The sequence below is a fragment of the Klebsiella sp. BDA134-6 genome, assembly GCF_015601345.1.
GTDB classification, from domain to species: Bacteria; Pseudomonadota; Gammaproteobacteria; order Enterobacterales; family Enterobacteriaceae; genus Klebsiella; species Klebsiella grimontii.
Genome location: NZ_CP064784.1, coordinates 2,752,508 through 2,778,516, shown reverse-complemented (window position 1 = coordinate 2,778,516; position 26,009 = coordinate 2,752,508). Strand labels below are relative to the sequence as shown.

Annotated in this window: 23 protein-coding genes; 10 read left to right on the top strand and 13 right to left on the bottom strand. The window is 56.7% G+C overall.

What is annotated here, in order from left to right:
* Nucleotides 1–267 precede the first annotated feature (267 nt).
* Nucleotides 268–1,680, bottom strand: a complete 1,413-nt coding sequence (locus IYV58_RS12800) for an aminotransferase-like domain-containing protein (protein ID WP_032742128.1) — start codon at nt 1,678–1,680, stop codon at nt 268–270.
* Nucleotides 1,681–2,462: 782 nt separating this feature from the next.
* Between IYV58_RS12800 and IYV58_RS12795 the strand changes: the two genes are divergently transcribed.
* The 4 genes from IYV58_RS12795 to IYV58_RS12780 all read left to right on the top strand — a co-directional run bounded on the left by IYV58_RS12795 (nt 2,463) and on the right by IYV58_RS12780 (nt 5,397).
* Nucleotides 2,463–3,860, top strand: a complete 1,398-nt coding sequence (locus IYV58_RS12795; RefSeq protein WP_004120822.1) for a cytochrome ubiquinol oxidase subunit I — start codon at nt 2,463–2,465, stop codon at nt 3,858–3,860.
* Nucleotides 3,860–4,870 (top strand): cytochrome d ubiquinol oxidase subunit II, encoded by a 1,011-nt coding sequence (gene cydB / locus IYV58_RS12790; RefSeq protein ID WP_195729658.1) that lies wholly within the window; start codon nt 3,860–3,862, stop codon nt 4,868–4,870. Before IYV58_RS12795 ends, cydB begins: the two co-directional genes overlap by 1 nt.
* Nucleotides 4,870–4,995, top strand: a complete 126-nt coding sequence (locus IYV58_RS12785) for a DUF2474 domain-containing protein (protein WP_004120829.1) — start codon at nt 4,870–4,872, stop codon at nt 4,993–4,995. Before cydB ends, IYV58_RS12785 begins: the two co-directional genes overlap by 1 nt.
* Before the next feature lie 168 nt (nt 4,996–5,163).
* On the top strand, nt 5,164–5,397 hold the full coding sequence (locus IYV58_RS12780) for a DUF2554 family protein (RefSeq protein WP_004120832.1): 234 nt from the start codon (nt 5,164–5,166) through the stop codon (nt 5,395–5,397).
* A gap of 11 nt (nt 5,398–5,408) precedes the next feature.
* Here IYV58_RS12780 and IYV58_RS12775 read toward each other — a convergent pair whose 3' ends face one another.
* On the bottom strand, nt 5,409–7,373 hold the full coding sequence (locus IYV58_RS12775; protein WP_032741860.1) for a peptidase U32 family protein: 1,965 nt from the start codon (nt 7,371–7,373) through the stop codon (nt 5,409–5,411).
* Nucleotides 7,374–7,621: 248 nt separating this feature from the next.
* Nucleotides 7,622–8,158 (bottom strand): helix-turn-helix domain-containing protein, encoded by a 537-nt coding sequence (locus IYV58_RS12770; RefSeq protein ID WP_087829437.1) that lies wholly within the window; start codon nt 8,156–8,158, stop codon nt 7,622–7,624.
* 180 nt (nt 8,159–8,338) lie between these two features.
* On the opposite strand from IYV58_RS12770, the gene IYV58_RS12765 reads away from it, so the two are divergent.
* Nucleotides 8,339–9,505 carry a benzoate/H(+) symporter BenE family transporter gene (locus IYV58_RS12765; protein WP_195729657.1) on the top strand — a complete coding sequence of 389 codons (1,167 nt, stop codon included), beginning with the start codon at nt 8,339–8,341 and terminating at the stop codon, nt 9,503–9,505.
* Here IYV58_RS12765 and IYV58_RS12760 read toward each other — a convergent pair.
* On the bottom strand, nt 9,485–10,351 hold the full coding sequence (locus tag IYV58_RS12760) for a helix-turn-helix domain-containing protein (protein ID WP_004120845.1): 867 nt from the start codon (nt 10,349–10,351) through the stop codon (nt 9,485–9,487). The genes IYV58_RS12765 and IYV58_RS12760 overlap by 21 nt on opposite strands.
* 183 nt (nt 10,352–10,534) lie before the next feature.
* Between IYV58_RS12760 and IYV58_RS12755 the strand changes: the two genes are divergently transcribed.
* Entirely contained in the window at nt 10,535–11,443 is a 909-nt protein-coding gene (locus IYV58_RS12755) for a DMT family transporter (protein WP_004120848.1), read from the top strand.
* 77 nt (nt 11,444–11,520) lie between these two features.
* Here IYV58_RS12755 and IYV58_RS12750 read toward each other — a convergent pair whose 3' ends face one another.
* Together IYV58_RS12750 and IYV58_RS12745 are read right to left on the bottom strand one after the other, a co-directional pair.
* Entirely contained in the window at nt 11,521–12,189 is a 669-nt protein-coding gene (locus IYV58_RS12750) for a DUF3313 domain-containing protein (RefSeq protein ID WP_004120852.1), read from the bottom strand.
* A gap of 137 nt (nt 12,190–12,326) precedes the next feature.
* A complete protein-coding gene (locus IYV58_RS12745) occupies nt 12,327–13,919 on the bottom strand; it encodes an ABC transporter substrate-binding protein (RefSeq protein ID WP_195729656.1) in 1,593 nt (530 codons plus the stop codon).
* 113 nt (nt 13,920–14,032) lie between these two features.
* Here IYV58_RS12745 and pepT point away from each other — a divergent pair, with 113 nt between their 5' ends.
* Complete coding sequence (gene pepT, locus IYV58_RS12740; protein ID WP_195729655.1) at nt 14,033–15,262, top strand: peptidase T; 1,230 nt, start codon at nt 14,033–14,035, stop codon at nt 15,260–15,262.
* Here the strand turns inward: pepT and tehB are convergent.
* Both tehB and tehA read right to left on the bottom strand, forming a co-directional pair.
* A complete protein-coding gene (gene tehB / locus IYV58_RS12735; protein WP_004120858.1) occupies nt 15,259–15,855 on the bottom strand; it encodes a tellurite resistance methyltransferase TehB in 597 nt (198 codons plus the stop codon). The two genes, pepT and tehB, sit on opposite strands and share 4 nt — an antisense overlap.
* Nucleotides 15,856–15,857: 2 nt before the next feature.
* The gene (gene tehA, locus IYV58_RS12730; protein WP_123828110.1) at nt 15,858–16,856 is read right to left on the bottom strand and encodes a dicarboxylate transporter/tellurite-resistance protein TehA; all 999 of its coding nucleotides are present in this window, start codon (nt 16,854–16,856) and stop codon (nt 15,858–15,860) included.
* Nucleotides 16,857–16,966: 110 nt separating this feature from the next.
* On the opposite strand from tehA, the gene ydcK reads away from it, so the two are divergent.
* Entirely contained in the window at nt 16,967–17,947 is a 981-nt protein-coding gene (ydcK, locus tag IYV58_RS12725) for a YdcK family protein (protein WP_112165173.1), read from the top strand.
* A gap of 126 nt (nt 17,948–18,073) precedes the next feature.
* Here the strand turns inward: ydcK and rimL are convergent, their stop codons facing one another.
* From rimL to IYV58_RS12700, 5 genes are all read right to left on the bottom strand, one after another.
* The gene (gene rimL / locus IYV58_RS12720; protein ID WP_004120867.1) at nt 18,074–18,658 is read right to left on the bottom strand and encodes a 50S ribosomal protein L7/L12-serine acetyltransferase; all 585 of its coding nucleotides are present in this window, start codon (nt 18,656–18,658) and stop codon (nt 18,074–18,076) included.
* A 75-nt stretch (nt 18,659–18,733) separates the two neighbouring features.
* Complete coding sequence (locus tag IYV58_RS12715; protein ID WP_049114504.1) at nt 18,734–20,389, bottom strand: glucan biosynthesis protein D; 1,656 nt, start codon at nt 20,387–20,389, stop codon at nt 18,734–18,736.
* Between the two features lie 270 nt (nt 20,390–20,659).
* On the bottom strand, nt 20,660–21,283 hold the full coding sequence (gene ycaC / locus IYV58_RS12710) for an isochorismate family cysteine hydrolase YcaC (protein ID WP_004120873.1): 624 nt from the start codon (nt 21,281–21,283) through the stop codon (nt 20,660–20,662).
* 172 nt (nt 21,284–21,455) lie between these two features.
* Nucleotides 21,456–22,964 carry a carboxylesterase/lipase family protein gene (locus IYV58_RS12705; RefSeq protein WP_195729654.1) on the bottom strand — a complete coding sequence of 503 codons (1,509 nt, stop codon included), beginning with the start codon at nt 22,962–22,964 and terminating at the stop codon, nt 21,456–21,458.
* Between the two features lie 42 nt (nt 22,965–23,006).
* Nucleotides 23,007–24,350 carry a 2-oxoadipate dioxygenase/decarboxylase HglS gene (locus tag IYV58_RS12700; protein ID WP_049114505.1) on the bottom strand — a complete coding sequence of 448 codons (1,344 nt, stop codon included), beginning with the start codon at nt 24,348–24,350 and terminating at the stop codon, nt 23,007–23,009.
* Between the two features lie 239 nt (nt 24,351–24,589).
* Here IYV58_RS12700 and pcaH point away from each other — a divergent pair, with 239 nt between their 5' ends.
* Together pcaH and pcaG are read left to right on the top strand one after the other, a co-directional pair.
* A complete protein-coding gene (pcaH, locus tag IYV58_RS12695) occupies nt 24,590–25,330 on the top strand; it encodes a protocatechuate 3,4-dioxygenase subunit beta (protein WP_004120877.1) in 741 nt (246 codons plus the stop codon).
* A complete protein-coding gene (gene pcaG / locus IYV58_RS12690; protein WP_004120878.1) occupies nt 25,327–25,947 on the top strand; it encodes a protocatechuate 3,4-dioxygenase subunit alpha in 621 nt (206 codons plus the stop codon). Before pcaH ends, pcaG begins: the two co-directional genes overlap by 4 nt.
* Nucleotides 25,948–26,009: the final 62 nt, after the last annotated feature.

Sequence of the window (26,009 nt, the reverse complement as noted above, 5' to 3'; positions counted from 1 at the left end):
TTTATTCAGGTTGTGACAAGGGGCGCATTACGCAAAAACGAGATACACGGGATAACTTTGTGGATTATAGACAAGGAGTTAGCGAGATAATACGACTATGCAAATTTCATATGGCTCATGCCGGTAAAATAATAACCGGCATGATAACTGAAAGACTAAGGCGGCTTATTTTTCGGCGAGGATAATCGCCGGATATAAACAAAACGACAGCATGGCGACCAACCTGTTTTAACCGCTGCCGTGCATGCCTGACGGGCGCAATTTTAGCTAGGCCAGCATCTCGCGAATCAGATCGCCCAGCCGCTTAACCCCCTGCTCCTCTCTTTCGCCCCAGCCCCACGCGGTGTTAAAGCGGAAAAATGCGGTCCAGCTGTCAGTGGTGGAGAACATTTTTCCCGGCGCAATGCTGATGTTATACGCTAGCGCGCGGGCGCTCAGCTCCCCCGCGTCGCTCCCGGCGGGGAGCTCAAGCCAGAGAAAATAGCCGCTATCGCTATGATGAATTTTTACTTCTGCCGGAAGATGGCGCAGCAGTGCCTGCCAGGCCAGCTGCTTGCGCTCGGCAAGCTGGCGGCGCAAACGCCGCAAATGGGCGTCGTAGCGCTTGGTCGAAAGGTAATCCACCAGCGCCAGCTGCATTGGCGAACTGGTAGAGAGCGTGCTCATCAGCTGTAGCTGCTGAATACGTCGGGCGTGCTTGCCCGCCGCCACCCAGCCAATGCGAAAGCCGGGGACCAGGCATTTCGAAAACGAGCTGCAGTGCAGCGTCATATCGTCGCGATCCCAGTACTTTGCCGGCAGCGGTTTCTCGCGGCCGAAATAGAGTTCGCTATATACGTCATCTTCAATCAGCATCACCTTGTAGCGCGCCAGCAGGGCAACAAGCTGCGCTTTTTTCTCTGCGCTGAGGGTAAAGCCGAGCGGGTTTTGCCCGTTGGTCATCAGCCAGCAGGCCTTAACCGGGTAATTCTGCAATGCCTGCTCCAGCGCGTCGAGGTCAATCCCCTCTTTGACGTCGGTCGCCACCGACAGCGCCTTAAGGCGCAGCCTTTCCAGTGCCTGCAGCGCCCCGTAGAAGCAGGGGTTTTCCACAACCACCCAATCGCCAGGTTCGGTGACGGCCTGCAGGCTAAGATTCAACGCCTCCAGCGCCCCGGCGGTAATGACAATTTCATCCGGCGAGATATTCATTCCCTGCAGCGCGTAGCGTCGGGCAATCGCGTGGCGTAGTTCATCATTCCCCGGCGGCAGGTTTTCAATCACGCTCATGGCGGTAGCGGTTTTGCTGACCTGCGCCAGGGATCGGTTGAGCTGCGGCAGCGGGAACAGGCGCGGGTCGGGAAAAGCGGAGGCAAAGGGCAGCATTGAGGCCTGGCGGCTGGCCTGCAGCACCTCGAAAATGTAGGTATTGATATCGACGGACTCGTCGCGCGTCACCTGCGGAGGCGGTTCCGGCTGGCGCTGTTTGAGCGGCTGCGGCGCGACATAATAACCGGACTGCGGGCGCGCGATAATCCGCCCCTGGCTTTCCAGCAACTGATAGGCGTGGCTGACGGTCATGAAGCTCATTCCGCTGCTCACTACCTGCTCACGCAGCGAAGGCAGTCTGTCGCCGGGTAACCACACTCCAAGCCCAATCTGTTCGGTGATCTGCTGCGCCAGCTGCTGGTACTTTTTCATAGAGATATCCGCAAGAAAATGTCTGCACGATTGTATATCAGTTAAAAAAATAGGCCAGTATTTATATACTGACCTATTTACAAAGATTGGCATCGGCGATAGCACGAATTACCTATCGCTAAGCTATTCGTTTATTGCTCATATATCTATTTGATACAGAACAAACTCAAGCGCTTAAACAACAAGCGTATTTAAAATAACATAATGAATCCGCTAACAACGAATACCCAAAAAAAAGTCATAATTAACAAAACAGTACATAAACTGCGAAGTCCATTAGTTGACAAAATCACATCCTCTGTAAAATATAATCAATAAATACACTTTCCAATAACCAACCGCTTAAGATTACAGGCATGTATTAAACATACGCTTAACTCAGAGTGCGTATCCCCTGAACCCAAATCCCAGAGTAAAATCCACAGCGCGCGAGACCAGCGTTAATGACGCAACGCGCGACCGGAGAGAAAACGGACAATTGTTTTATTATAGGATTAATACGCGTTTTATGATTTATTCAGCGAATCTATATTTAAAAAAAATATATAAATCTCGCTTACCCAAAGGAGCGTTGAAATACTGACAGGCAGCACTCACGTCTAATCAAAATAACATACTATCCCGGCGCGTTAAATAGTTTGCTTTTAGAAAAAAAGAGTTGAGACATCAAAAAAGAGCGCAAATCGACAACTGTTATAGATAAAAACAGGTTTTTTGTTCCTGCTATCGGCCTGGGTGGAGGCCTAGAATTGCGCTGAATCAATTTTGTTGTGGAGTTCTGCATGTTTGGTCTTGATGCATTTCACCTGGCGCGGATCCAGTTCGCCTTCACCGTGTCATTTCATATCATCTTCCCCGCCATCACCATCGGCTTAGCCAGCTACCTGGCGGTGCTCGAAGGCTTATGGTTAAAAACGAAAAACCCGACCTGGCGCTCGCTGTACCACTTCTGGTCGAAAATCTTTGCCGTCAACTTCGGCATGGGGGTGGTCTCCGGTCTGGTGATGGCCTACCAGTTTGGCACCAACTGGAGCGGTTTCTCCGAATTTGCCGGGAGCATTACCGGCCCGCTGCTGACCTATGAAGTCCTGACCGCCTTCTTCCTGGAAGCCGGATTCCTCGGCGTCATGCTGTTCGGCTGGAACCGCGTCGGGCCGGGCCTGCACTTCTTCGCCACCTGTATGGTCGCGCTGGGGACGATTATCTCCACCTTCTGGATCCTCGCGTCCAACAGCTGGATGCAAACGCCGCAGGGGTTTGAGATCGTCAATGGTCAGGTGGTGCCGGTGGACTGGTTCGCGGTGATCTTTAACCCGTCATTCCCTTACCGCCTGCTGCATATGTCGGTGGCGGCCTTTCTCAGCAGCGCGCTGTTCGTCGGCGCCTCGGCGGCCTGGCACCTGCTGCGGGGCAATAATACGCCCGCCGTTCGCGCGATGTTCTCCATGGCGCTGTGGATGACGCTGATTGTTGCCCCCATTCAGGCAATGATTGGCGATATGCACGGGCTGAATACGCTCAAGCACCAGCCGGCGAAGATCGCGGCTATTGAAGGCCACTGGGAAAATATCCCCGGTGAGTCCACCCCGCTGCTGCTGTTCGGCTGGCCGGATATGCAGCAGGAACGTACCCGCTATGGTCTGAAAATCCCGGCCCTCGGCAGCCTGATCCTTACCCACAGCCTGGATAAACAGGTGCCCGCGTTGAAGGAGTTCGCCGCGGAAGATCGGCCTAACGCCACCATCGTGTTCTGGTCCTTCCGCCTGATGGCCGGGCTAGGGATGCTGATGATCCTGCTCGGCGCGCTGGCGCTGTGGCTGCGCTACCGCGGTCGCCTGTATCATTCCAGACCCTTTTTACGCTTTGCGCTATGGATGGGGCCCTCGGGACTTATCGCCATTCTTGCAGGCTGGGTGACCACCGAGGTGGGCCGCCAGCCGTGGGTCGTCTACGGGGTACAACGCACCGCGGATGCCGTCTCCGCGCACGGCGACCTGCATATGTCGATCAGTCTGCTGACGTTTATCGTCGTCTACGGTTCGGTATTCGGCGTCGGCTATAGCTATATGCTGCGTCTGATTCGCAAAGGGCCGCAGGAAGCGCAGCCGCCCGCGTCAGGGACGCCAGCGCGCCCCCTTTCCGCCGCTACCGACCACGCACAGCAGAAGGAGTCCCATTAATGGGTATCGATTTATCGGTTATTTGGTTTGTCATTATCGTCTTCGCCACCCTGATGTATATCGCGATGGACGGCTTCGATCTGGGCATCGGCATTTTATTTGCTACCACGCGGGACGTTTCCGACCGCGACGTCATGGTGAACAGCGTCGCGCCGGTCTGGGATGGCAATGAGACCTGGCTGGTGCTCGGCGGCGCGGGCCTGTTCGGCGCGTTTCCGCTAGCCTATGCGGTGATTATCGACGCGCTGGCGATCCCGCTGACCCTGATGCTGATCGGGCTTATTTTCCGCGGCGTCGCTTTTGAATTCCGCTTTAACGCGACGCCATCGCACCGCCCGTTCTGGGATCGCGCCTTTATGGGCGGCTCCATTCTGGCCACCTTCACCCAGGGCATGGTGGTCGGCGCGGTGATCAACGGTTTCGCAGTCAGCGGCCGCAGCTTCAGCGGCGGAATGTTTGACTGGTTGACGCCGTTTACCCTGTTCTGCGGTTTAGGACTGTGTATTGCCTACGCGCTGCTGGGGGCCTGCTGGCTGGTCATGAAGAGCGAGAATGCGCTGCACCGTAATATGCGCGTCACCGCGCGTGGTTTACTGCTGGCGCTGCTGGCGGCAATCGTCGCCATCAGTATCTGGACGCCGCTGGCGCAGCCGGCCATCGCCGAGCGCTGGTTTAGCTTGCCTAACCTGTTCTTCCTGCTGCCGGTGCCGCTGCTGGTCGCGGCGATAAGCGCCTGGCTATGGCGAGCGCTTCGCAACAACGACAGCCATCTGCTGCCGTTCGTTCTTACGTTGGGGCTGATCTTTCTCGGCTTTAGCGGACTGGGGATCAGTATCTGGCCGCATATTATTCCGCCGGGCATCACCCTTTGGCAGGCCGCCGCGCCGCCGCAAAGCCAGGGCTTTATGCTGGTCGGCGCGCTGCTGATTCTGCCGGTGATCCTCGGCTATACCTTCTGGAGCTACTACGTATTTCGCGGCAAAGTTCAACACGGCGAGGGGTATCACTGATGCAACGAGTATGGCTTAAGCGGACATTATGGATGGTCGCCCTGTGGGGAGGAAGCGTGCTGGCGCTGGCGGCGGTGAGCATGGGATTTCGGCTGCTGATGACGGCCGCCGGATTGAAAGCGTAATAGCGCGCTTACCGTTGTAAGTTCGGCCCGACGGCACGCCGTCGGGCTTTTTTTCACCATCCGTCAGGCGCCGCTGACAAAGGCTTTTCTCTTCTTTGATAACCGCAGAGATAAACTCAACCAATTCCGGGCATAGTAGCCCCATTCGCCGATAGCATGGAAAAAGAGATGTTCAGGAGAAGCATTTCGACGTTACTGCTGGTGTGCGCCCTGTTTTCCGGGCACGTACTGGCCCGCAAACAAGGGCACGATTTCTTCCCGGTACAGAGTCTCGAACAGCAATTGCAGCACGAAGCCGATAGCGATGAACTGCGCAGCCAAGCGGAAGACGCCGCCTCCGAGTTGCGTGAACATCACCACTGGCAGAATGCGCGAAAACCGAAAATGCATCACTACCAGTAGCGATTTCGTTATCAAGCGCCCTTGCGTTTTGGCAGCGTTTTCATCAGCTCATCGGGGCTCACGGACGCCACGATACTGCCCGGCAGCGGCATTTTCAGAATATGATTTTTTATCTTACCAACCACGTGCATTTCGCACGGCCGGCAATCGAACTTCAGCGTCAGCACTTCATCACCGTGGATGAGCTGCATCGGCGTCGCCTTCCAGCTCTTAATCGAGCCTTTGGCCTGTTTCGGACAGAGGTTGAAGGCAAAGCGCAGGCAGTGCTTGGTAATCATCACCGGCACATCGCCTTTCTCTTCGTGGGCTTCATAGGCGGCGTCGATCAGCTGTACGCCGTAACGTTGATAAAACTCGCGCGCTTTGTGGTTGTAAACGTTAGCCAGAAACGACAGATGCGTTTCCGGATACACCGGCGGTGGAACGGAAACCGGCTTGCGGCTGCCGCGCGCCACGGCCTTCAGGCGCGCATCATCGAGCATTTCAACCGTTTCACGGCGCAGCTGGTTCAGCAGGCTGTTTGGCACAAACAGCGCGCCCGGCAGGTTAATCTCGACGTTGCGCGAATAGTAAATGGTCTGGCCAAGCTTCGCCACACCGTCGCGCAGATTCGCCAGCGCTTTCTCCGCCTGGGTCGCCTCGGCAAACTCGCCATCCAGCGTGTGGGTGACGCTGACGCCCTCTTCGCTGGTCATCGTCAGGACCAGCTGCTCCTGCCAGCCGCTCAGTTCGATATCGACGGCGATGCGGCGCTCGCTGGAGGTTTTCAGCAGCGCCTGCTGCCAGTTATGATCGAGGTTGCGGTTTAACGGCTGGTGCGGACGCACTTTGTATAAATCCGCGGGCATCTCATTCGGCCATACGCGATAGCGATTTTCGCCGGTTTTTTCCACCGTGTTGGCGCGAAAGCCGACGATTTCACGTTTGATCATCACGTTCAGGCCGTCGCCGTTGGTCAGCGTTTCGCTCACCTCAACGTCGAGAAAGTCTTTGCCGACTTTCAGAACTTCACCCACCGGCAGGCCAATAAACTTTGGTGAATCAAAAGCGCCAATGTCGCCTTTGCGCGCATTGACAAAATAGTCGGTGCTGCCGCGATGGAAGGTCTTATCCGTCGACGGTACAAAAAAGTGTTCGGTTCGCCCCGATGAGGCGCGCGCCAGGTCGCCGCGATCGTCAATAATGGCGTCCAGCATCTGGCGATAATGTGCGGTGATGTTCTTCACATAGCTCATATCTTTGTAGCGGCCTTCAATCTTGAAGGAGCGCACCCCGGCATCGATCAGCGCGGCCAGGTTGGCGGTCTGATCGTTGTCTTTCATCGATAGCAAATGCTTTTCATACGCCACCACGCGGCCCTGGTCATCTTTGAGAGTGTAGGGCAGACGGCAGGCCTGCGAGCAGTCGCCGCGGTTGGCGCTGCGCCCGGTCTGGGCATGGGAAATATTGCACTGCCCGGAATAGGCCACGCACAGCGCGCCGTGGATAAAGAATTCAATGGTCGCGTCGGTGTTATCGTAAATCGCTTTGATTTGCTGAAGATTCAGCTCGCGGGCAAGCACGATTTGGCTGAAGCCGACGTCGGAGAGAAACTTCGCTTTCTCTACGCTGCGGATATCGCACTGGGTGCTGGCGTGCAGCTCTATCGGAGGAATATCCAGCTCCATCACCCCCATATCCTGGACAATCAGCGCGTCCACCCCGGTTTCATACAGGTCGGTTATCAGGCGCTGCGCCGGTTCCAGTTCATCATCATGAAGAATGGTGTTCAGGGTCACGAACACTTTCGCGCCGTAGCGATGGGCAAACGGTACCAGACCGGCGATATCGCTCAGGCTATTGCTGGCGTTGTGGCGCGCGCCAAAGCCCGGCCCGCCGATGTAGACCGCATCCGCGCCGTGTAAAATCGCTTCACGGGCGATCCCGGCATCGCGGGCGGGACTCAGTAGTTCAAGATGATGGTTTTGCAGGCGCATACGCTCGTCGTTATCCATTATAGGGGGTCGAAATGGCGGCTATTGTAGTCAGAACTGGGCACAGACCAAAACAATTTCCATCGCCGCGGCGGGAGTAATTTTCAGTTTTTAGCAAAGCATTGAAGGAAAAGATATTTCCCAGAAAAAGCGCCTAAGGATAGAGTCATCACGTATTCCGGATTTTCCTCGTCACGTTGTGATTTGCTGTCTCAGTCATTTGCCTGGCCGCGAGTTTGCTCGCGGCTTTTTTATTTCTCTTTCGGATAGTGGATCAACGAATGGAAATGGGCGGTGTGCGACCCGCTATTGCGATAGGCGTGCGCTAAATCGCCGGCGAAGCGCCGCCCTTCTCCTGGCTGCAGCGTCAGCCACGCCCCCTGCAGGCAAAGATCCAGCACGCCGCTAATCACCACCACATGTTCGATAACCCCTTGCTCATGCGGCGTTGACTCGCTCAGCGCGCCGGGGGCAAGGGTAATGGAGAAGTGATCGAAGCGCAGCGCCGGGTCCCATGGGAAGAGCGGCGTCACCACCATGGCCTGCTGCTGGGGATCGAACGCCGTCGGTTCGGCGGCGTCATCGGCAACAATAAAGGCGGAAAACGGTACGTTAAGCCCGGTAGCGATTTTCCATAACGTCGCCACCGTCGGGCTGGATTCGTTACGTTCGATCTGCCCCAGCATCGCCTTCGATACGCCAGTCTCTTCCGCCAGGCGCGACAGGCTCCAGCCGCGCTGCTGTCGCAGCGTTTTTAACGTTGCCGACAGGTGTTGCGCAATATCCATTCAACCTCCTAATAATCTCTGCGGGAATTATACGCGCATGCGTCGGATTCTACAGGGGGAATGCAGTTTTAGCTTACCAGGTCCCAAAGCCTGTCGGGGTTCAGCACACCAAAAGCCGATTGTGCGTTATAGCGCACGATGCTAAATTATATCGACCGTTATAACGTACAAGGCACAACCATGCGCACTTTTACTCTCCCTCTCCCGACTCTGTTAGCCGGCTTCGTTGCCGTACTGGTCGGCTACGCCAGCTCTGCGGCGATCATCTGGCAGGCCGCCGCCGCGGCAGGCGCCGATGCTTCGCAAATCGCGGGCTGGATGACCGCCTTAGGCCTGGGGATGGGCGTCAGCACCCTGGCGCTCACCCTGTGGCGGAAGGTGCCTATCCTTACCGCGTGGTCGACGCCGGGCGCCGCGCTGCTGGTCACCGGCCTGCAGGGGGTCACGCTCTCCCAGGCGGTTGGCGTCTTTATTTTTGCCAATGCCTTAATCGTGCTTTGCGGCGCCACCGGCATCTTTGCCAGGCTAATGAAAATCATCCCTCATTCGCTGGCGGCGGCGATGCTGGCCGGGATTTTGCTGCGCTTCGGCATGCAGGCTTTCGCCAGCCTGCAGGGAAATTTGCTGCTCTGCGGCAGTATGTTAGCCGTCTGGCTACTGTGCAAAGCCTGGCTTCCCCGCTTCGCGGTAGTGGCTGCCCTGCTGGCAGGCGGCGCGGTAGCCGGGTTTAGCGGTGAGGTGACAACGTCACAAATAGGTTTGAGCTTCGTCGCCCCGTCCTGGATTGCGCCTGAATTTACGCCAGCACTGTTGCTCAGCGTCGGCGTGCCGTTTTTCCTCGTCACCATGGCGTCGCAAAACGCCCCCGGCTTCGCCACCCTTCAGGCCTCCGGCTATCGGGTCCCTGCTTCAACGCTGATTGTCGCCACCGGCGGCCTGGCGCTGCTGCTGTCGCCCTTTGGCGTCTACTCGATCTGCATCGCCGCCATTACGGCCGCGATTTGCCAGAGCCCGGATGCCCATCCGGACCCGCAAAAGCGCTGGCTCGCGGCGGCGGCGGCGGGCGTTTTTTATCTGTTGGCGGGGATATTTGGCGGCTCCATCACCTCGCTGATGTCAGCGCTACCAATGGCGTGGATCCAGATGCTTGCCGGGCTTGCGCTACTCGGCACCATCGGCGGCAGTCTGTTTCAGGCGTTGAATCAGGAGAGTGAGCGCGATGCGGCGGTGGTGACTTTTCTGGTCACCGCCAGCGGCGTGACGCTGGGCGGTGTCGGTTCTGCATTTTGGGGACTGGCTCTCGGCGGCGTCAGCTACGTTTTGCTCTTATCGCTGCGCCGCGCGTAGCTGCGAGGGCGTCAGGCCGGTGGCGCTTTTCACCCGATGACTAAAGTGGCTGGCCGTGCTAAAGCCGCAGGCCATCGCAATATCGGTTAACGACATCTGGCTACGGTATATCAGTTCCTGCGCTTTGACCATCCGGCGCTGCATCACGTACTGATGCGGCGCCATCTTCATCGACTGGCGAAACATCCGCGCAAAATGGTATTCACTCAGCGCCGCTTCCTGCGCCAGATCCGCGAGAGTTAACGGCCGGTCGAGGTTCTCCTCAATCCATGCCAGCAGATTACGCAAGACGTGCGGCGCCAGCCCGCCGGTCACCGTCGGTAGGCGCCACTGGACGTTTGAATAGCGCTGAATCAGGTGAGTGAGCAGCAGCGTGCTGGCCGAACTCAACGTCAGTTGATTCGCCTGCTGCTGCCAGTCGTTGTCGAGAAGAAACTGGCGATAGACAGCGGTGATTTTATCATCGCTGGAGAAGGTTTTTTCCTGCAGCGTGAACGAGGCCGGGCTGCGGTCCCAAATCTGCTCGCCTACCCGACGCAGGTGTTCATCGGTGCAGTAAAGATGCACAAAAGAGAGATCGCCGCGGATATCCCAGGTGCTCTCATCGCCTTTTGGCATCAGACAGAAACGGTCCGGCCCGCCGCCGTTTTTCCAGCCGTGGGGCGTTTTTTGGTAACTTTCGTAGCCATCGGCAATATACAGGCTCAGGGTATGGTGGTCGCTTTGTACCGTAATGGTATCAAGATTGTTATACCACGCGGCCAGCTGAATACCGGAGTTGAGCTGCACCGTCTCGCGCAGCACGGCATTTTTTTGACGCAATGTTTCGAAAGTCCCGTAAGCCATAACCCTTCACACTTCTGATTCCACAGATCTCTAGTCTATGAAGAGTCGCTGGCAGATACCAGCCTTCCCCTGCCGCAGGCTAAAAATAAGCGCAAGAATTTGCAAGTCGGCAACAAGCAGATGACAGCGCCGCGCGGTGCCAGGCCGCAAAATGATCGCGACAACACTCACAGGAGAGACATTTTGAACGCATTACTCTACGGGCTGGTCGTGGTTATCTGGGGCACGACATGGATTGCTATCTTTTTGCAGCAGGGGCCGGTTGCCGCGCCGGTGTCCATTTTCTGGCGCTTTGCCGTCGCCAGCGTCGCGATGCTGACCATTCTACTGGTAACCCGTCGCCTGCGCCCGCTGGCCGCGCGCGACCATGTCTTCTGCCTGCTGCAGGGCTGCTGCGTCTTCTGTTTTAATTTCTGGTGTTTTTATACCGCCGCCGCGTATATCAATACCGGCCTTGAATCGGTGATCTTCTCTATGGCGGTGCTGTTTAATGCGATCAACAGCTTTCTCTTCTATCGTCAGCAGCCTCCTGGCCGTTTCTGGCTGGCCGCCGCGCTGGGCCTGGCAGGGATCGTGACGCTATTCTGGGATGATCTCTGGGCCAGCGGCCTGAACGCCTCGCTGCTGCTGGGTATCGCCCTCAGCGCGCTGGGAACCTATGGCTTTTCACTCGGCAATATGCTCAGCATCCGCCACCAGCGCCGCGGCCTGGAGACCTTGACCACCAACAGCTGGGCCATGCTTTACGGCACCCTGGTCATGGGCGCCATCGCGCTGATACGCGGTGATAGCTTTGCCCCACAGTGGACGCTGAGCTATATGGGGGCGCTGCTGTATCTGGCCGTGTTTGGCTCGGTAATTGCTTTTGGCGCCTACTTCACCCTGGTGGGTCGCATCGGCGCAGGGAAAGCGGCATACAGCACCCTGCTGTTTCCACTCGTCGCCCTGACGATTTCCACCTTTTATGAAGGCTACGTCTGGCATAGCAACGCCGTGGCCGGGCTGGCGCTGATCCTGGTGGGAAATCTGGTGATGTTTGCTCGTCCGGAGCAGTGGCTGCTGCGCCGCAGGCTGGCCCAGGTTCGCTCATAACACCGCTGACGCTGCGTTGTAGCTAATAAAAAAGGCGCTATCAACGAATAGCGCCTTCATTTTACGATGAACCTTGCTTAGCGGTTATTCGGATCGAATTTCACCGCGTCAATCGCCATATCGTCTATCACCTGCTTCAGTGTCTCGACGGTGAGCGGCGTATTTTCGTTGGACAGATTTTTGCCTTCGCCTTTACGAACCACTTTGATGACCGGCTTTTTGGTCGCGGCATCAATCAGTTCACCTTCAAAGTACAGGTTGGTATCCATGGTACGGTGACCGGTTGCCGCCTGGGTACCGGCGATAATCATCGCGACCGGGATCACTTCGTAGAACTGCAGGCCTTCTTTGCTGGAATCCACGCCGGTAATGGCGCCGCGGAAGATCAGGCTGCGCTTACCTGCGGTGGTAGCCAGCGGTTTACGCTCGGAAATAGCCTGTTTCATCTCTTTATTGGTGTAACTCAGGATATCGTTGAGCGCCTTCTCGCCCACCTGAGTGGTCGGTTTCGGTACCGGGTAGTAGGTGATCGGATTATAAACAACGTTGTCATAGTTGCTCGGATTGTAATCCGGAGAAATCCAGCGCAGTTCCGGTTTGCCGGATGCCGAGGTGGTTTCTTTTAAGTTAGAGTAATCTTTTAAAAATCCCGAATATTGTTCCGGTTTAGCAATTTTAGATGAGCAGCCGGCCAATGCTAACAGGCCAGCGAGCGCGGCGACCTTAAAAAATAACTGAGTACGCATATAGGTTAATCCCTGTGAATACCATTTCGGCAAGAGTTATAGCAAATAACACGGGTAAGTTTTGTGACAAAAAGGGTGCTACGTCAAGTAGTGCAATAAAATAAACCCGCCGTTGCCGGCGGGCTATCTTTAGCCGTTTATCTGATATCAACCTGATAAAAAATATGCTTGCCAAAGGGGTCTATTTCGTAGCCGGAGACATTTTTTCGCACCGGTTCAAATATTGTCGAGTGGGCAAACATTACTGCCGGCATCTGATCGTGCATCATCTGTTGCGCCTGAAGATAGAGCGCTTCGCGTTTTTGGCGGTCGGTTATCGATTTTGCTTCGGCAATTATTTTATCAAATGGCTGATAGCACCATTTTGCCGAGTTCGATCCACCCTCCGCCGACTGGCAGGTAAATAATGGGCCGAAGAAGTTATCCGGGTCGCCGGTGGCGGTGGTCCAGCCCATCAGCGCCGCCTGATGTTCGCCATCCTTCACCCGCTTTAAGTATTCACCCCACTCATAGGTTGTAATGGTAGTTTGCACGCCGATTTTCGCCCAGTCGGCCTGAATCATCTCGGCCATACGTTTGGCGTTCGGGTTATAGGGTCGCTGCACCGGCATCGCCCACAGATCGATGGTAATGGGCCCCGCAACGCCCGATTCCGCCAGCAGCGCTTTGGCCTTCTGCGGATCGTATTCATAATCCTTAAGCTGGCTATCCGCGCTCCATACGCCCGGCGGCAGCAGGTTTTTCGCCACCGTACCGGTACCGTGGAATACCGCCTCAATAATCGCCGGTTTATTAATCGCCATCGCTAACGCCTGGCGCACCTTCACGTTGTCCAGCGGCGCTTTTTGGGTGTTAAAAGCAAGGAAGCCGGTGTTAAGACCCGCTTTGCTCATCAGGTTGATCGCATTGTTCTCTTTCATTCGCGGCAGATCGGCCGGATTAGGGAACGGCATCACCTGGCACTCGTTTTTCTCCAGCTTGGCGTAACGTACCGAGGCGTCCGGCGTGATGCTGAAAATGAGACGGTCGATCTGCGCCTTCCCCTGCCAGTATTCCGGGAACGCGGTGAAAAGAATACGGGAATCTTTTTGATATTGCGCGAGCCTGAAAGGACCGGTACCAATCGGGTCCATATCCACACGCTCTGGCGTACCGGCTTTTAACATCGCATCGGCATATTCCGCCGATAAAATAGAGGCGAAATACCAGGCAAGATCGGCGACAAATGGCGCTTCGGCATGAGCCAGCGTGAAACGCACCGTATATTCATCAGGCTTATCAATCGCGGTAATTAACTGGCCAAATTCCAGGCTCTCAAAATTAGAATAATTGCCGCTGGAGATATTGTGATAAGGGTGTTGAGGATCCTTTTGCCGCATAAACGAAAAAATAACGTCGTCGGCATTAAAATCACGGCTGGGTTTAAAATATTTATTACTCTGGAATTTAACGCCTTTGCGTAAATGGAACGTATAAACTTTGCCATCCTCGCTGACTTCCCAGCTCTCAGCGAGGCTCGGCACCAGTTCCGTAGTGCCGACTTTAAAATCGACCAGCCGGTTATAAACAGGCACCGCGCTGGCGTCCACGCTGGTCCCGGAGGTGTAGAGTTGAGGGTTAAAATTTTCCGGCGATCCTTCTGAGCAGTAGACCAGCGTTTTTGCGCTAATGGCCGAGCTGGCCGTCAGGGCCGCTAACGCCAGAGCAAGCGTCGTTAATCTGCGTTGCATAGGTTTTCCTTTTTAATTTGTCAGCTAATGAATAGCTTGTTGTTTTCCCTTTCATACATAACACTAAAGTCTGATTGCAAACACCTGAAAACTCGAATAAAGAAGGAATCACTATGTCATCAGCCTTGGCCAGTCAATTAACCCAACGCTTCTTTCGCTACCTGGCGATAACCAGCCAAAGCGACCCGCGAGCCACGACTCTGCCCACCACCGCCGGGCAACACGCGATGGCGCAGGCGCTTGCGGATGAACTACGCCAGCTGGGGCTGGATGAGATTGTGATTGACCAACACGCAACCGTCACGGCGGTGAAAAAGGGTAATGTCGCAGGCGCCCCGCGGATTGGCTTTATTACCCACATCGATACCGTTGACGTCGGGCTGTCGCCGGATATTCATCCACAAATTCTGCGATTTACTGGTGAAGATCTCTGTTTGAACAGGGAAAAAGATATCTGGCTGCGCGTCGCCGAGCATCCGGAAATCCTCGCGTATCCTGATGAAGAGATTATCTTTAGCGACGGTACCAGCGTGCTCGGGGCGGATAACAAATCCGCCGTGACGGTAGTGATGACGCTGCTGGAGAACCTGACGCCGGAGCACCGCCACGGCGATATCGTAGTGGCGTTTGTGCCGGATGAGGAAGTGGGTCTGCGCGGTGCGAAAGCGCTGGATCTCGCGCGCTTTGCAGTCGATTTTGCCTGGACCATCGACTGCTGCGAGCTTGGGGAAATCGTCTATGAGAACTTTAACGCCGCCGCCGCGGAAATTCGCTTTACCGGCGTGACCGCCCACCCAATGTCGTCAAAAGGGGTGCTGGTGAATCCGCTGCTGATGGCCACCGATTACATAAGCCATTTCGATCGCCAGCAAACGCCGGAGCATACCGCCGGACGCGAGGGTTACGTGTGGTTTAACGGCATCCAGGGCGATCAGAACAGTACCCTGCTGCAGGCCAGCATTCGCGATTTCGACCTTGAAAGCTTTACTCGCCGTAAGCAGCAGATTGGCGAGGTGGCGCAGCAAATCGCCGCGCAGTATCCTACGGGCCACGTGGAATACCAGGTGAGCGATATTTACAGCAATATCAGCAACGCCGTTGGCGAAGACCGCCGCGCTATTGACCTGCTATTTAAAGCGATGGAAAGCTTAGGCATCACGCCAAAACCGACGCCGATGCGCGGCGGCACCGACGGCGCGGCCCTGTCGGCAAAAGGCGTATTAACGCCCAATTTCTTTACCGGCGCGCACAACTTCCACTCGAAATTTGAGTTTCTGCCGCTGCGCGCCTTTGAGGCGTCTTATCAGACCGCGCTACAGCTCTGCCTGTTAGCGGCGCGTTAAGCCAGCTTTCGCGCCAGCATCGTGGCGAAACGCAGCTTAATCCGCTTACCGTTGGCGTCGGTGCGGTGGAGTTCACCGACGTCTTCGTTATATTTGAGCAACGTCCAGCCTGAATAATAGTTGCGCAGCTCTTCCGGTTTAAACGCGAACGGGAAGCCAACGGTGCACGGAAAATCGTCGGTATCCATGGCCGCAACAATCAGATTGTAGCCGCCGGGCCGGGTGCAGCGCTGCATGTTGGCAATCAGACCCGGGATGGTCTTCGCTTCCAGGAACATCATCACCACGGTCGAAAGAATAAAGTCATACTCGCCGTCAAAGCTGAGGGCGTTAAGATCCTTAATCGCCGTCCGCAGATTCTCCAGCCCTTCCGCCTGACGAATACGCTCAAGATTGCCGATGCTGGCCGGATTTTTATCCCATGCGGTGACGTCAAACCCGTTGGCCGCCAGGTAGAGGCTATTGCGCCCGTTGCCGCAGCCCAGATCCAGCGCCTTGCCCGGTGCAATCAGCGTGGCGGCGTGCAGTACCTCGGAGTGGGTGCGGGTCATTCCATATTTGTCGGTGAAGTAATTTTCGTCGCGAAGAGTCATGGTTAATCCTTGTTTTTTAATAACGTGTCGCGTTCGACGCGAATCAGCAGTTTACCGCGCATCAGCAGCAGGAAGGTACGAATCAGCAGCAGCCCAACGATCAGATTGGTAAAGAGAAACAGCGGGAGCGCGAGGGTGTGGAAAAAGCCGTCCGGATGCTGATGACCGAGATGCAGGCCGGTGGTCGCCAACGCGGAAACGCCGAATGAGAAGCTCCAGAACGAGGCGTTAAACGGCTGGCGCAGGTACCACGGCATCAGGCGCAGCATAAACAGCAGCTGAAGCAGACCATAGCCGAACAGCAGCTTAGCGAAGGTATCCGCCTCGCCGCCGTTCACGCTCAGCCAGGCGCTGCACGCCACCAGCGCCGGAGCCAGCTGAATGCCGAGCGATGTACGCATGGCCATCGGCAGTTCTCCGTCGCTACGCAGGCGTTGCAGAATCACCGGTTCAAGGCTAAGCCAGGAGAATAATCCGGCGCCAAGAAACACCAGTCCGGCGTCGGTAAAGCCCAGCGCGCCGCAGGCCATGGCGCTGATAAAGTTGTTTGCCACCGTCGGCAGATAGAGGCCCGGGGTGGTCGCCTCGTTGGGATGGCTCCCCCGCCATAGCCCGGCGCTCTGCCAGGCCGCATAGCTCAGTTGCAATACTACGCCAATGCTGAATAACACCAGAGACAGCGCACGCAGCCAGGGTACAAAACCGATAGCGACCAGCATCGTGGTGGCCGGAAACAGGCTGACAAAACTGCTGGCGACCGGATGGCGCATCTCCTGCACTACGCTGTGCGGGAAACGGACTGCCCGGCCGATAAAAGCCAGCGCCAGCAGCGCCCAGATGACCGTTGCCGTGACCACCAGACCGTCGCCGACGATCCGGCTCACCGGCAAGATCGTGCTGGCGTAGCGCCAGGCGAAGCCCATGCCGATAATGCCCAGAACCATACCAAAATAGCCCGCCGGAAGATTCAGCACCCGGCTCGCGCCCTGCTTTTTATTCATTTTGTTTAAACTTTCAATTTATCTTAAGTTGCATTCTAAAAGAACCTTCAAAAACGCGCTACGGCGTTTTTTGCTATGTTTATGTTAACCATATGTAATGAGTAAGGCCGATGCGCAAATATTCCCTCAGCGAACAGGTTCGCCCGTTTCACTACCAGACAGACGGCATTAAACATAGCGTAAATCTGCGGCAAATTATCGCCTTGCGGGATTTCGCCGACGTGAAAACCGGCGACGAAGGCGGCTGGATCGATGATGAGGCCGCCCTGAGCCATGACGGCGAGTGCTGGATTTATGACGCCAATAGCGCCGTTTTTGCCGGAGGGAAAATCGAGGGCAACGCGCGCTTAACCGGCGAGTGTATTATCAGCCTGGGGGCGATTATCAGCGATAATGTCCGACTGGATAGCGTACACGTTAGCCACTCCGCGCGAATAAGTGACAACGTCACCGTTTCGCATTCGCAGATTCGCGGATATTGTCACCTGGCCGACAATGCGCGCATTCTCCCCCACTGTCATATTATCGCCGCCCGGGGCCTGACCGCAGACAATGATAAAATCCTGCGGATTTATCAGCGGGCGACGGTCAGCGCATCGAGAATCGTTCACCAGGCGCAAATTTACGGCGATGCCTTTGTCGAACACGCGTTTGTTGAGCATCGGGCGGAAATCTTCGACCAGGCGCGGCTGGAGGGCAACGATGAGAACGACGTCTGGGTCTGCGATAACGCCAGGGTATACGGTAACGCGAAGATTATCGCCGGCCGTGAAGAGGACGCCATCCCCACCCTGCGCTACAGTTCGCAGGTGGCGGAGCATGCGGTGGTCGAAGGAAACTGCCTGCTGAAGCATCGGGCGATGGTCGGTGGACATGCGTACCTGCGCGGCGGGCCAATTCTGCTTGACGATAGCGTGTTAATTGAAGGCCATGCGGTCATTTGCGGCGATGTGGTGATTGAACATCAGGTGACGATCGGCGATCGGGCGCGAATTGAGGCCAGCGCAGGCGACGCCATTTATATCCGCGGGGAGAAAGTAATAAACGGAGACGAGCATTTTACCCGCACGCCCATTGTCGGCTTTCTGTGACCTTTGCTCCCGACCGCGTGGTTTATCAGCTTCAGGCCCCTGCGCGCTATTGCTATTCCCGGGGCCGGCGCTCAACGCGCCTTGCCCGGGCTGCATGTCCGTAAGGCCTGTAGCCCGGGTAAGGCGTCAGCCGCGACCCGGGAACTGCTCAGAGCGACAATCAATAATGCGCCCGTAGATATTCTGGTCATCATACGAACCGTTCAGATACTCGGCCTGCTTCAGGCACCCTTCGAGGGTGAAACCGTTACGCAGAGCGACCTGATTGCTTCTCTGGTTTGCTACCCGACATTTAATCACGAAGCGGCGAACCGTCCCGCTGCGGGCAAAAAAGTCCATCAGCGCCTGCAGCGCCTGAGAGAGCAGCCCCTGCCCCTGATGGCTCTCATCAATCCAGTAGCCGATATAGGCGGTCTTATTGATCGGCTCAATCTGGTTAAACGACAGCACGCCGACGATCTCTTCCTGCAGAAAGAGCAAAAACATTTTGGCGTAACCGCGCTGGTGCAGCATCACGTTGCCCTGCACGTGGCGGCGGGTTTCATCTTCGTGACTGACGTCAGCGGGCCAGCTCAGCGATTGCTGGAGCCAGCGCTGGTTTTTCATTACCAATTGGTGCAACTCCGTCACGTAGCGCTCATCCACCGCGCGCAGGGAGAGCGATGCCGTGACGGGAATGCGTTCGATCGAAGCGGTATTTTCGGCAGACATGGCGCACTCTGATTAATCGTCTGATAAAAAGAAAAACGCCCGCAGACTCACCTCGGCGGGCGGAGTGACGGGCTATTACTTCATGACCCGGTCATCGACATAGTTGCGTTTATCCGGCGCTGGCGGGAAGTACTGATACAGCCAGGTTTCACTGATCGCCTCACCCTGGCAGCGCAGGAACATGCGCATCTCGACCGGGTCGGTCGAATCAGAGGTCGGGTACCAGTCAAACTGGATACGATAACCATCAAACGGTTCCACGTAGAGAATCTCTATCTGCTTCGCTTCGCCGCTCGACAGGGTAATCACCGGCTCGATACCTCTTGGCGCAGCGGCCTTCAGGTCGCCGCCGACGAAATCGATGGCAAAACGACGGGTCCATTTATCCGGGTAGTGCTCACCCGGCGCCCAGCCTTCAGGGAAACCACCCATGCCGGTACGCGTCGCCAATACCCGCGCCAGCGGCGAACGGACCGGCGGCTGCGCGCTCCAGTAGAGTCGATAGCGGAAGTCCAGCTCATCCCCGGCTTTCACCGGCTTCTCGGGTTGCCAGAAGCAAACGATATTGTCCAGCGTTTCACCGGTCGTCGGGATCTCCATCAGGTTGACGGCCCCTTTGCCCCACTGGTTGCGCGGCTCCACCCACAGGCTTGGGCGTTTGTTATACCAGCCCATAATATCCTGATAGTGGGAGAAATCGCGGTCCAGCTGCAGTAGGCCAAAACCACGCGGATTCTTATCCTGGAAAGCGTTGAACTGCAGCTTCTGCGGGTTGTTCAGCGGACGGCACACCCACTCGCCGTTGCCCAGCCACATCGACAGGCGGTCGGAGTCGTGGATCTGCGGATGGATAGTGTCGCACATCCTTCGTTCGTTATTGCCGCAGCTAAACATACTGGTCATCGGCGCGATGCCCAGCTGTTTAATGTCTTTACGCGCGTAGATGTGGTTTTCCACATCCATAATCACCTGCGTATCCTGACAGTTCACGACGAACTTATAGGCCCCGGTGACGCTTGGGCTATCGAGCAGCGCATAGACGGTAAATACCGTAGCTCCCGGTTTAACGGTCTCAAACCAGAAAGAGGTGAAGTCAGGGAATTCTTCCGGCGTATCGGTAAAGGTATCGATCGCCAGACCGCGGGCTGACAGTCCGTACTGATACGTGCTGTCCACCGCGCGGAAATAACTCGCGCCGAGGAAGGCGACGATATCGCGACGCGCCAGCTCCGGCGCTTTAAACACGCGGAATCCGGCAAAGCCGAGATCGCTCTGGCCTTCTAGTTGTTTGGTGTCGACGCCGGCGTCATTATATTTAAACAGCTCAGGGCGGAAGTGAATTTCCCGCGCCTGCTGGGTTTGCGAATCCAGGGAGAACATCCGCACGCGGCGGCGAAACCCCATCCCCACGTGGAAGAACTGAATGTCCAGCTTGCGCTCTTCAATATTATTCCACAGCGAATGCGCAGCATCGTACTGAATGCTGTTGTAGGCCTGGGGGGTCAGGTTTGCCAGGGTTGGCGGCAGATCGCGCGGCGCGCCGCCCCAGGGCTGACGCGCAAGATCGTGGGCCATCGACTGGAGTACGGAGTAATCAAAGCGACGGGTCTGACCGTCGGCAATTCCTGAGTCCTCGGCGAATGCGGCTTTTGAAAATAGAGAGGCGACTCCTGACGTTCCGCATACGGCGGCAACAGCCATGGAAGATTTGAGAAAACGTCTGCGGTTCATGCCTGAGAGAGCATCCTTCTTCATATGTGAATTGAGACGCGACGTAACAAACCCATGCGTCGTGAATGTCGCTCACTCTAGACAAAAACGATTGATAATCCAATTGTTGACGGCAGAAATGCGTGAAAAAAATATGTCCACCGGACCAGACCGAATTGCTGATATTCACAGGGCGGCGATGATTTCGCCAGGCAGCGATGCTTCACACGAAAGACAGCGCCAGCGAAACGTGACGGGAAGCGGCCAGACGAACGCTGGCCGCGAGAACGACTATTTTTGCTGCAGAAGGTTAAAACTGGTCATCAGGTTGCGATAGTCCGGAATATGGTTAGAGAACAGCGTCCCTAGCCCTTCAACATCATTCCGCCAGTCGCGGTGCAGTTCGCAGGCAACGCCGAACCACGACATCAGCTGCACACCAGCCTGCGACATACGATCCCAGGCGGCATCGCGGGTAATTGGGTTAAAGGTACCGGAAGCATCGGTCACGACAAAGACATCAAAGCCCTCTTCGATGGCCGACAGCGCCGGAAATGCCACGCAGACTTCAGTCACCACCCCGGCGATGATCAGCTGCTTCTTGCCCGTCGCCTTCACCGCCTTCACAAAATCTTCGTTATCCCAGGCGTTAATATTGCCCGGCCGCGCGATGTATGGCGCATCAGGGAACTGCGCTTTTAGTTCCGGCACCAGCGGACCGTTAGGGCCGTTCTCGAAGCTGGTGGTTAAGATGGTCGGCAGAGCGAAGTACTTCGCCAGGTCGCCGAGGGCAAGGACGTTGTTCTTGAATTTATCGGGATCGATATCGCGCACAAGAGAGAGCAATCCGGTCTGGTGATCGACCAGCAGCACGGCGGCATCATTTTTATCCAGACGAACATACGGTTTAGCCATGATTTCATCCTCATATCAGCATCACATTTTCCGTCGGAACCCCGGTTCCGCGGATGTAGGGTTAACAGCACCGATCATAGTGTAATCACTGGCTGAGGATTAGCCGCCAAAAGTGGGACGCATCGTCCCATTTACAGAACACGCAGCGGCTCAGGGCATCTTCCGGGCAGCGTCAATCAAGGGTCACATGATGCTTCATCACCCGGCGAAACAGCGCCAGCCGCGCGCGCATAAAGCGGTTTTCCACCTTAAAACCGGCTCGTTTGTGCAGGCCAATACGCAACAAACGATCCCGACCGCGCACGCTGGCGGGCCAGCGCACCGCCCCTGGGAGATCGTGGCAGCCGTTACCGGCCACGCGGGCGAAGTTAGCCCAATAGTCGGCGACCTGGCCGGCAAAGGTCCGGTCGCGATCGTTAGCATACTGGCGTACCGGCTCGGCAAGATCGAGGTTGTCAAAAACGTATGCCACTTCATTCCCGTGCCATGCGCCGTGCGGATAGGTCTGGTGTTCCGCCTCGGCAACGTAGTCAAACCAGTAGCGCCAGCACGGTTGCCCTACCCGCTGCTGCGCCTGCATCACCACGTAGCCCAGGGTGGTGAACGCCATATCGCGGCAGACTTCACGCCCCAACGCTTCATCGCCTTTGACGCCGGGATACAGCAGTTTAATCAGCCCGAGACCCAAGCGCCGTTCGCGGCGAAGCTTCTGGATCTGTCCGGCGATATCGACGCCAAACACCGCCATCACGCTGGCCTCATCGCTGTTTGAACCAATCATCACCGGCAGCGGATGCTGACGCCCGCTAAAAAAGGTTTCCAGCATCGGCTGGGTCAGCACGGCATCGCCAACAATCGGCGCCGGGCCGATGGTAAGCGGCGCGGTCAGCGACCAGAACGCCTCTGCCGGAATCGCCCGCAGCTGTTCGGCGCTGGCCTGCGGTAAAGCGAAGTGTTCAGCGATAAGCTGCCCTTTGGCCAGCGCCTTTTCCCGCGGCAGATCCGGCAAGGTATAGCCGCTCTGGATAATCGCTTTATGGAACAGTCCCCGGGATTTCGGCGAAACCATGAGCGACAGCACGCTGCGCGCCCCGGCGGACTCGCCGAACAGCGTGACGTTAGCCGCATCGCCGCCAAAAGCGTGAATGTTATCCTGAACCCATTGCAGGGCGGCAATTTGGTCAAGCAGCGCGAAATTATAGATGCGCTCGCCCGCTTCCTCCTCCAGCGCCGGATGGGCAAAAAAGCCCAGGTGCCCCAGCCGGTAGTTGACCGTCACCACGACAACGTCACGGGAGGCTAAGGCTTTGCCGTCATAGGGCGGTAAACTTCCCGCGCCGATGGTATAGCCGCCGCCGTGCAGCCAGACCATCACCGGCAGCGGTTGCGCGCGCGAAGCGGGTGACCAGACGTTAAGGTAGAGGCAATCTTCGGAAAAACTGCCGGGATCGCCGCCGCCGAGCTCACGACAGTACTCAATATCTTGCCAACTGGAGGCCGAGAAAGTCTCCGCCCGACGTACGCCCTGCCAGCGGGCGGCAGGCTGCGGCGCGCGCCAGCGAAGATCGCCGACGGGCGGCGCGGCATAGGGAATACCGCGCCAGATATGCATGTTCTCTTCAGAGGTGCCGGATAGTGTGCCCTGCCGGGTTTTCACCAGCGGGGTAGACGGATTCTGCATGGCCTGCTTCCTTTTACGACTCATGCCAGCAGAGTACTGATTTTACAGCAGACCGCAACGTCGTTTACTGCGCTCCTCCGCCTGCTGATAAAGGCCAAACTCATCGTAAACCGCACAGCCCAGCGCCTCCTCAAAGGCCTCGCGGCTGGCGTTGCCGTGGCTGCGGGCCTGTATCTCGTTACCCAGGTTGGACTGAAAAATCCCGGCGGCGCTGACCGGTAAAAAGTCTTCATAAATAATTGGTTGCGCGATAACCCAGCCGCGCTCAATCAGCCGCTGCGGATCGTCGCCCGGCCGAAAGGCCTGGCGGTGCGCCTCGCCTGCGGGCGTCAGGCGGTAGCGAAAGTACGCCAGCCCCTGCTGACGCAGCAGGAATTCGCTGTCCGGGAACGGGCTAAACACCTCCTGCAGATGGCGCTGATGGTTAAGATTATCTTTGCCCACCCCCGCCTCGCTAAGCAGTCGGTCGTACAGAGCGCGGCCCTTCGGCGTCAAGGCGATGCCGCGCTGCTCTATTTCGCCAAAGCGGGCCGTATGGGTGCCGCGATGCTCCCCGGCAAACATCACCGGCTCTTCAAGGGCCTTAAAGCTGGTCTGGCGCAGCAAAATCGGCACATCGCGGCGCGGCGGGCCTTCTATTAACGCTTTCGGCGCGATACCGCATTCAGGCATCAGCGCCTGAACCCGGTCGATATCCAGCGTGCGCGGCGTCAGATGATTAATGTGACAGCCGGGGAAACAGACCACATCGGCAATCAGCCGGTGCTCTTCGTGCAGGGCGTGATAGGTTTCCTCATCGACGGTGGCATGTCGATGCCAGCGAAAGGTTTCCAGCGCCTGCTGCACAAATTCACGCGCCTCCGCGGCGGTGAACTCCCCCTTCTGTTCATGAAGTGCGATCAGTTCGCGACAGCGCGGCGTGAAGATATCACGCCGGGCAAGAATTTCCGCCGCCCGCTTGCGCAGCGCCTCATTGGCGATCAGCTCAAGGCGCAGGAGCGAGGTAAAAACGCGAAACGGATTGCGCGCCAGCGCCGCGTCATCGATGGGGCGAAACGCAGTGGAGTGAACCGGTACGCCGGCCTGCGACAGATCGTAATAGCTAACGGGATACATGCCCATAATGGCAAACATGCGACGCAGGGTCGCCAGTTCCTCCGCCGTACCGACGCGGATCGCGCCGTGGCGTTCAACGTTCAGCCGCGCCAGCTCATCGGCGTTGGCCAGTTGTTCGTGCAGCGTCGGGTTATTTTCCAGTATCGCCAGATTAACGTCGGCTACCAGCTCCAGTAGCGTCCCGTACTGCGGAACTTCCTGCTGGTACATCGCCGACATCGCCTGCGAAAAGCTTTCCCGAATCTCATCAGCCGTGATGGTGTTCGCCATGATGTCTTACCTCCAGTGAATTCTCCCTGGAGTGTAGGAAAGCTGTCTGAAGACGGCGGGAAGAATTTACAAACTGTGATGCCGGTAGCTGGCCGGTTTCTTTTCATCCGCTCACTTCATAACCACCGGTTATGTTAAACACCCTTTAATTTCACTTTAAATTAACAAAACATTTACACACACTGCATGTGGCGACATTACAACAACATGCCTCTCTACCGATAACACGGAGTCCCCTCATGAACGACAAATGGTCACCGCGCGAGGTCCTGCATCGCGACTACAGTAGCCATCCTCCCGCCTACGCGCCGGGCTACAAAACCAGCGTGCTGCGCTCGCCGCGCAATGCGCTCATTTCCCTGCAGAATTCACTTTCGGAGATCACCGGCCCGGTATTCAGCAGCGACGATCTTGGCGCACTTGATAACGACCTGATCCTGAACTACGCCAAAGACGGCCTGCCGATTGGTGAGCGGATTATCGTGCACGGCTACGTTCGCGATGGGTTTGGTCGGCCGATGAAAAATACGCTGGTCGAAGTCTGGCAGGCCAACGCGGGCGGCCGCTACCGGCATAAGAAAGATCAATATCTGGCGCCTATCGACCCGAACTTTGGCGGCTGCGGACGCGTGCTGACCGATGAGAACGGTTACTATTGTTTCCGCACCATCAAGCCCGGCCCCTATCCGTGGCGCAACCAGGTCAGCGACTGGCGTCCGGCGCATATTCACTTTTCGCTTTCCGGCGAAGCCTGGGCGCAGCGTCTTATCACCCAGATGTATTTCGAGGGCGACCCGCTGATTAAACAGTGCCCTATTGTCAAAACCATCAATAACGATGATGCCATCAGAACGCTGATCGCCGAGCTGGATACCCATGCCGCCGTCCCGCTGGACTCTCTGGCCTACCGTTTTGATCTCGTGCTGCGCGGTCATCGCGCAACGCTGTTTGAAAACCGCACGCAGGGGGCCGCCCGATGAGAGATTTTTTACCTGAAACCGCTTCGCAAACCGCTGGCCCTTATGTGCATATCGGCCTGGCGCCGGACGCCGCCGGCTTTCATATCTTTGAGAGAAACTTTGGTCCGACGCTGACGACGGCCGACACCGAGGGCGAACGCATTACTATTGAAGGTCGAGTCATCGACGGCTCCGGCACCCCGGTGCGCGATGTGCTGCTGGAAATCTGGCAGGCCAACGCCGCCGGGCGCTATAACCATCCTGACGACCGACAGCAGGGTAAGAAGCTGGATACGGCATTTCGCGGCTGGGGACGCAGCTGCTCGGACTTCACCAGCGGCGTCTGGCGCTTTGAAACTATCAAACCCGGGGCCGTTGTTGGCCGCGATGGTCGCGCTATGGCGCCGCACGTCAATTTATGGGTGGTCGCCCGCGGGATTAATATTGGCCTCAACACGCGGATGTACTTCTCTGACGAACAGGACGCTAACCAGGCCGACCCGGTGCTGAATTTGATTGAGTGGGAAGTGCGCCGCCAGACCCTCATCGCCCAGCGCGAGGTGCGCGGGACGGAGATCGTTTACCGCTTCGATATTCATCTGCAGGGCGAAAACGAAACCGTCTTCTTCGATATCTGAATTTTCACTTCCTTTTTCCGCCCCTGCTGTCAAGGGGGCGGTACTTTAACGACAATGCCAAT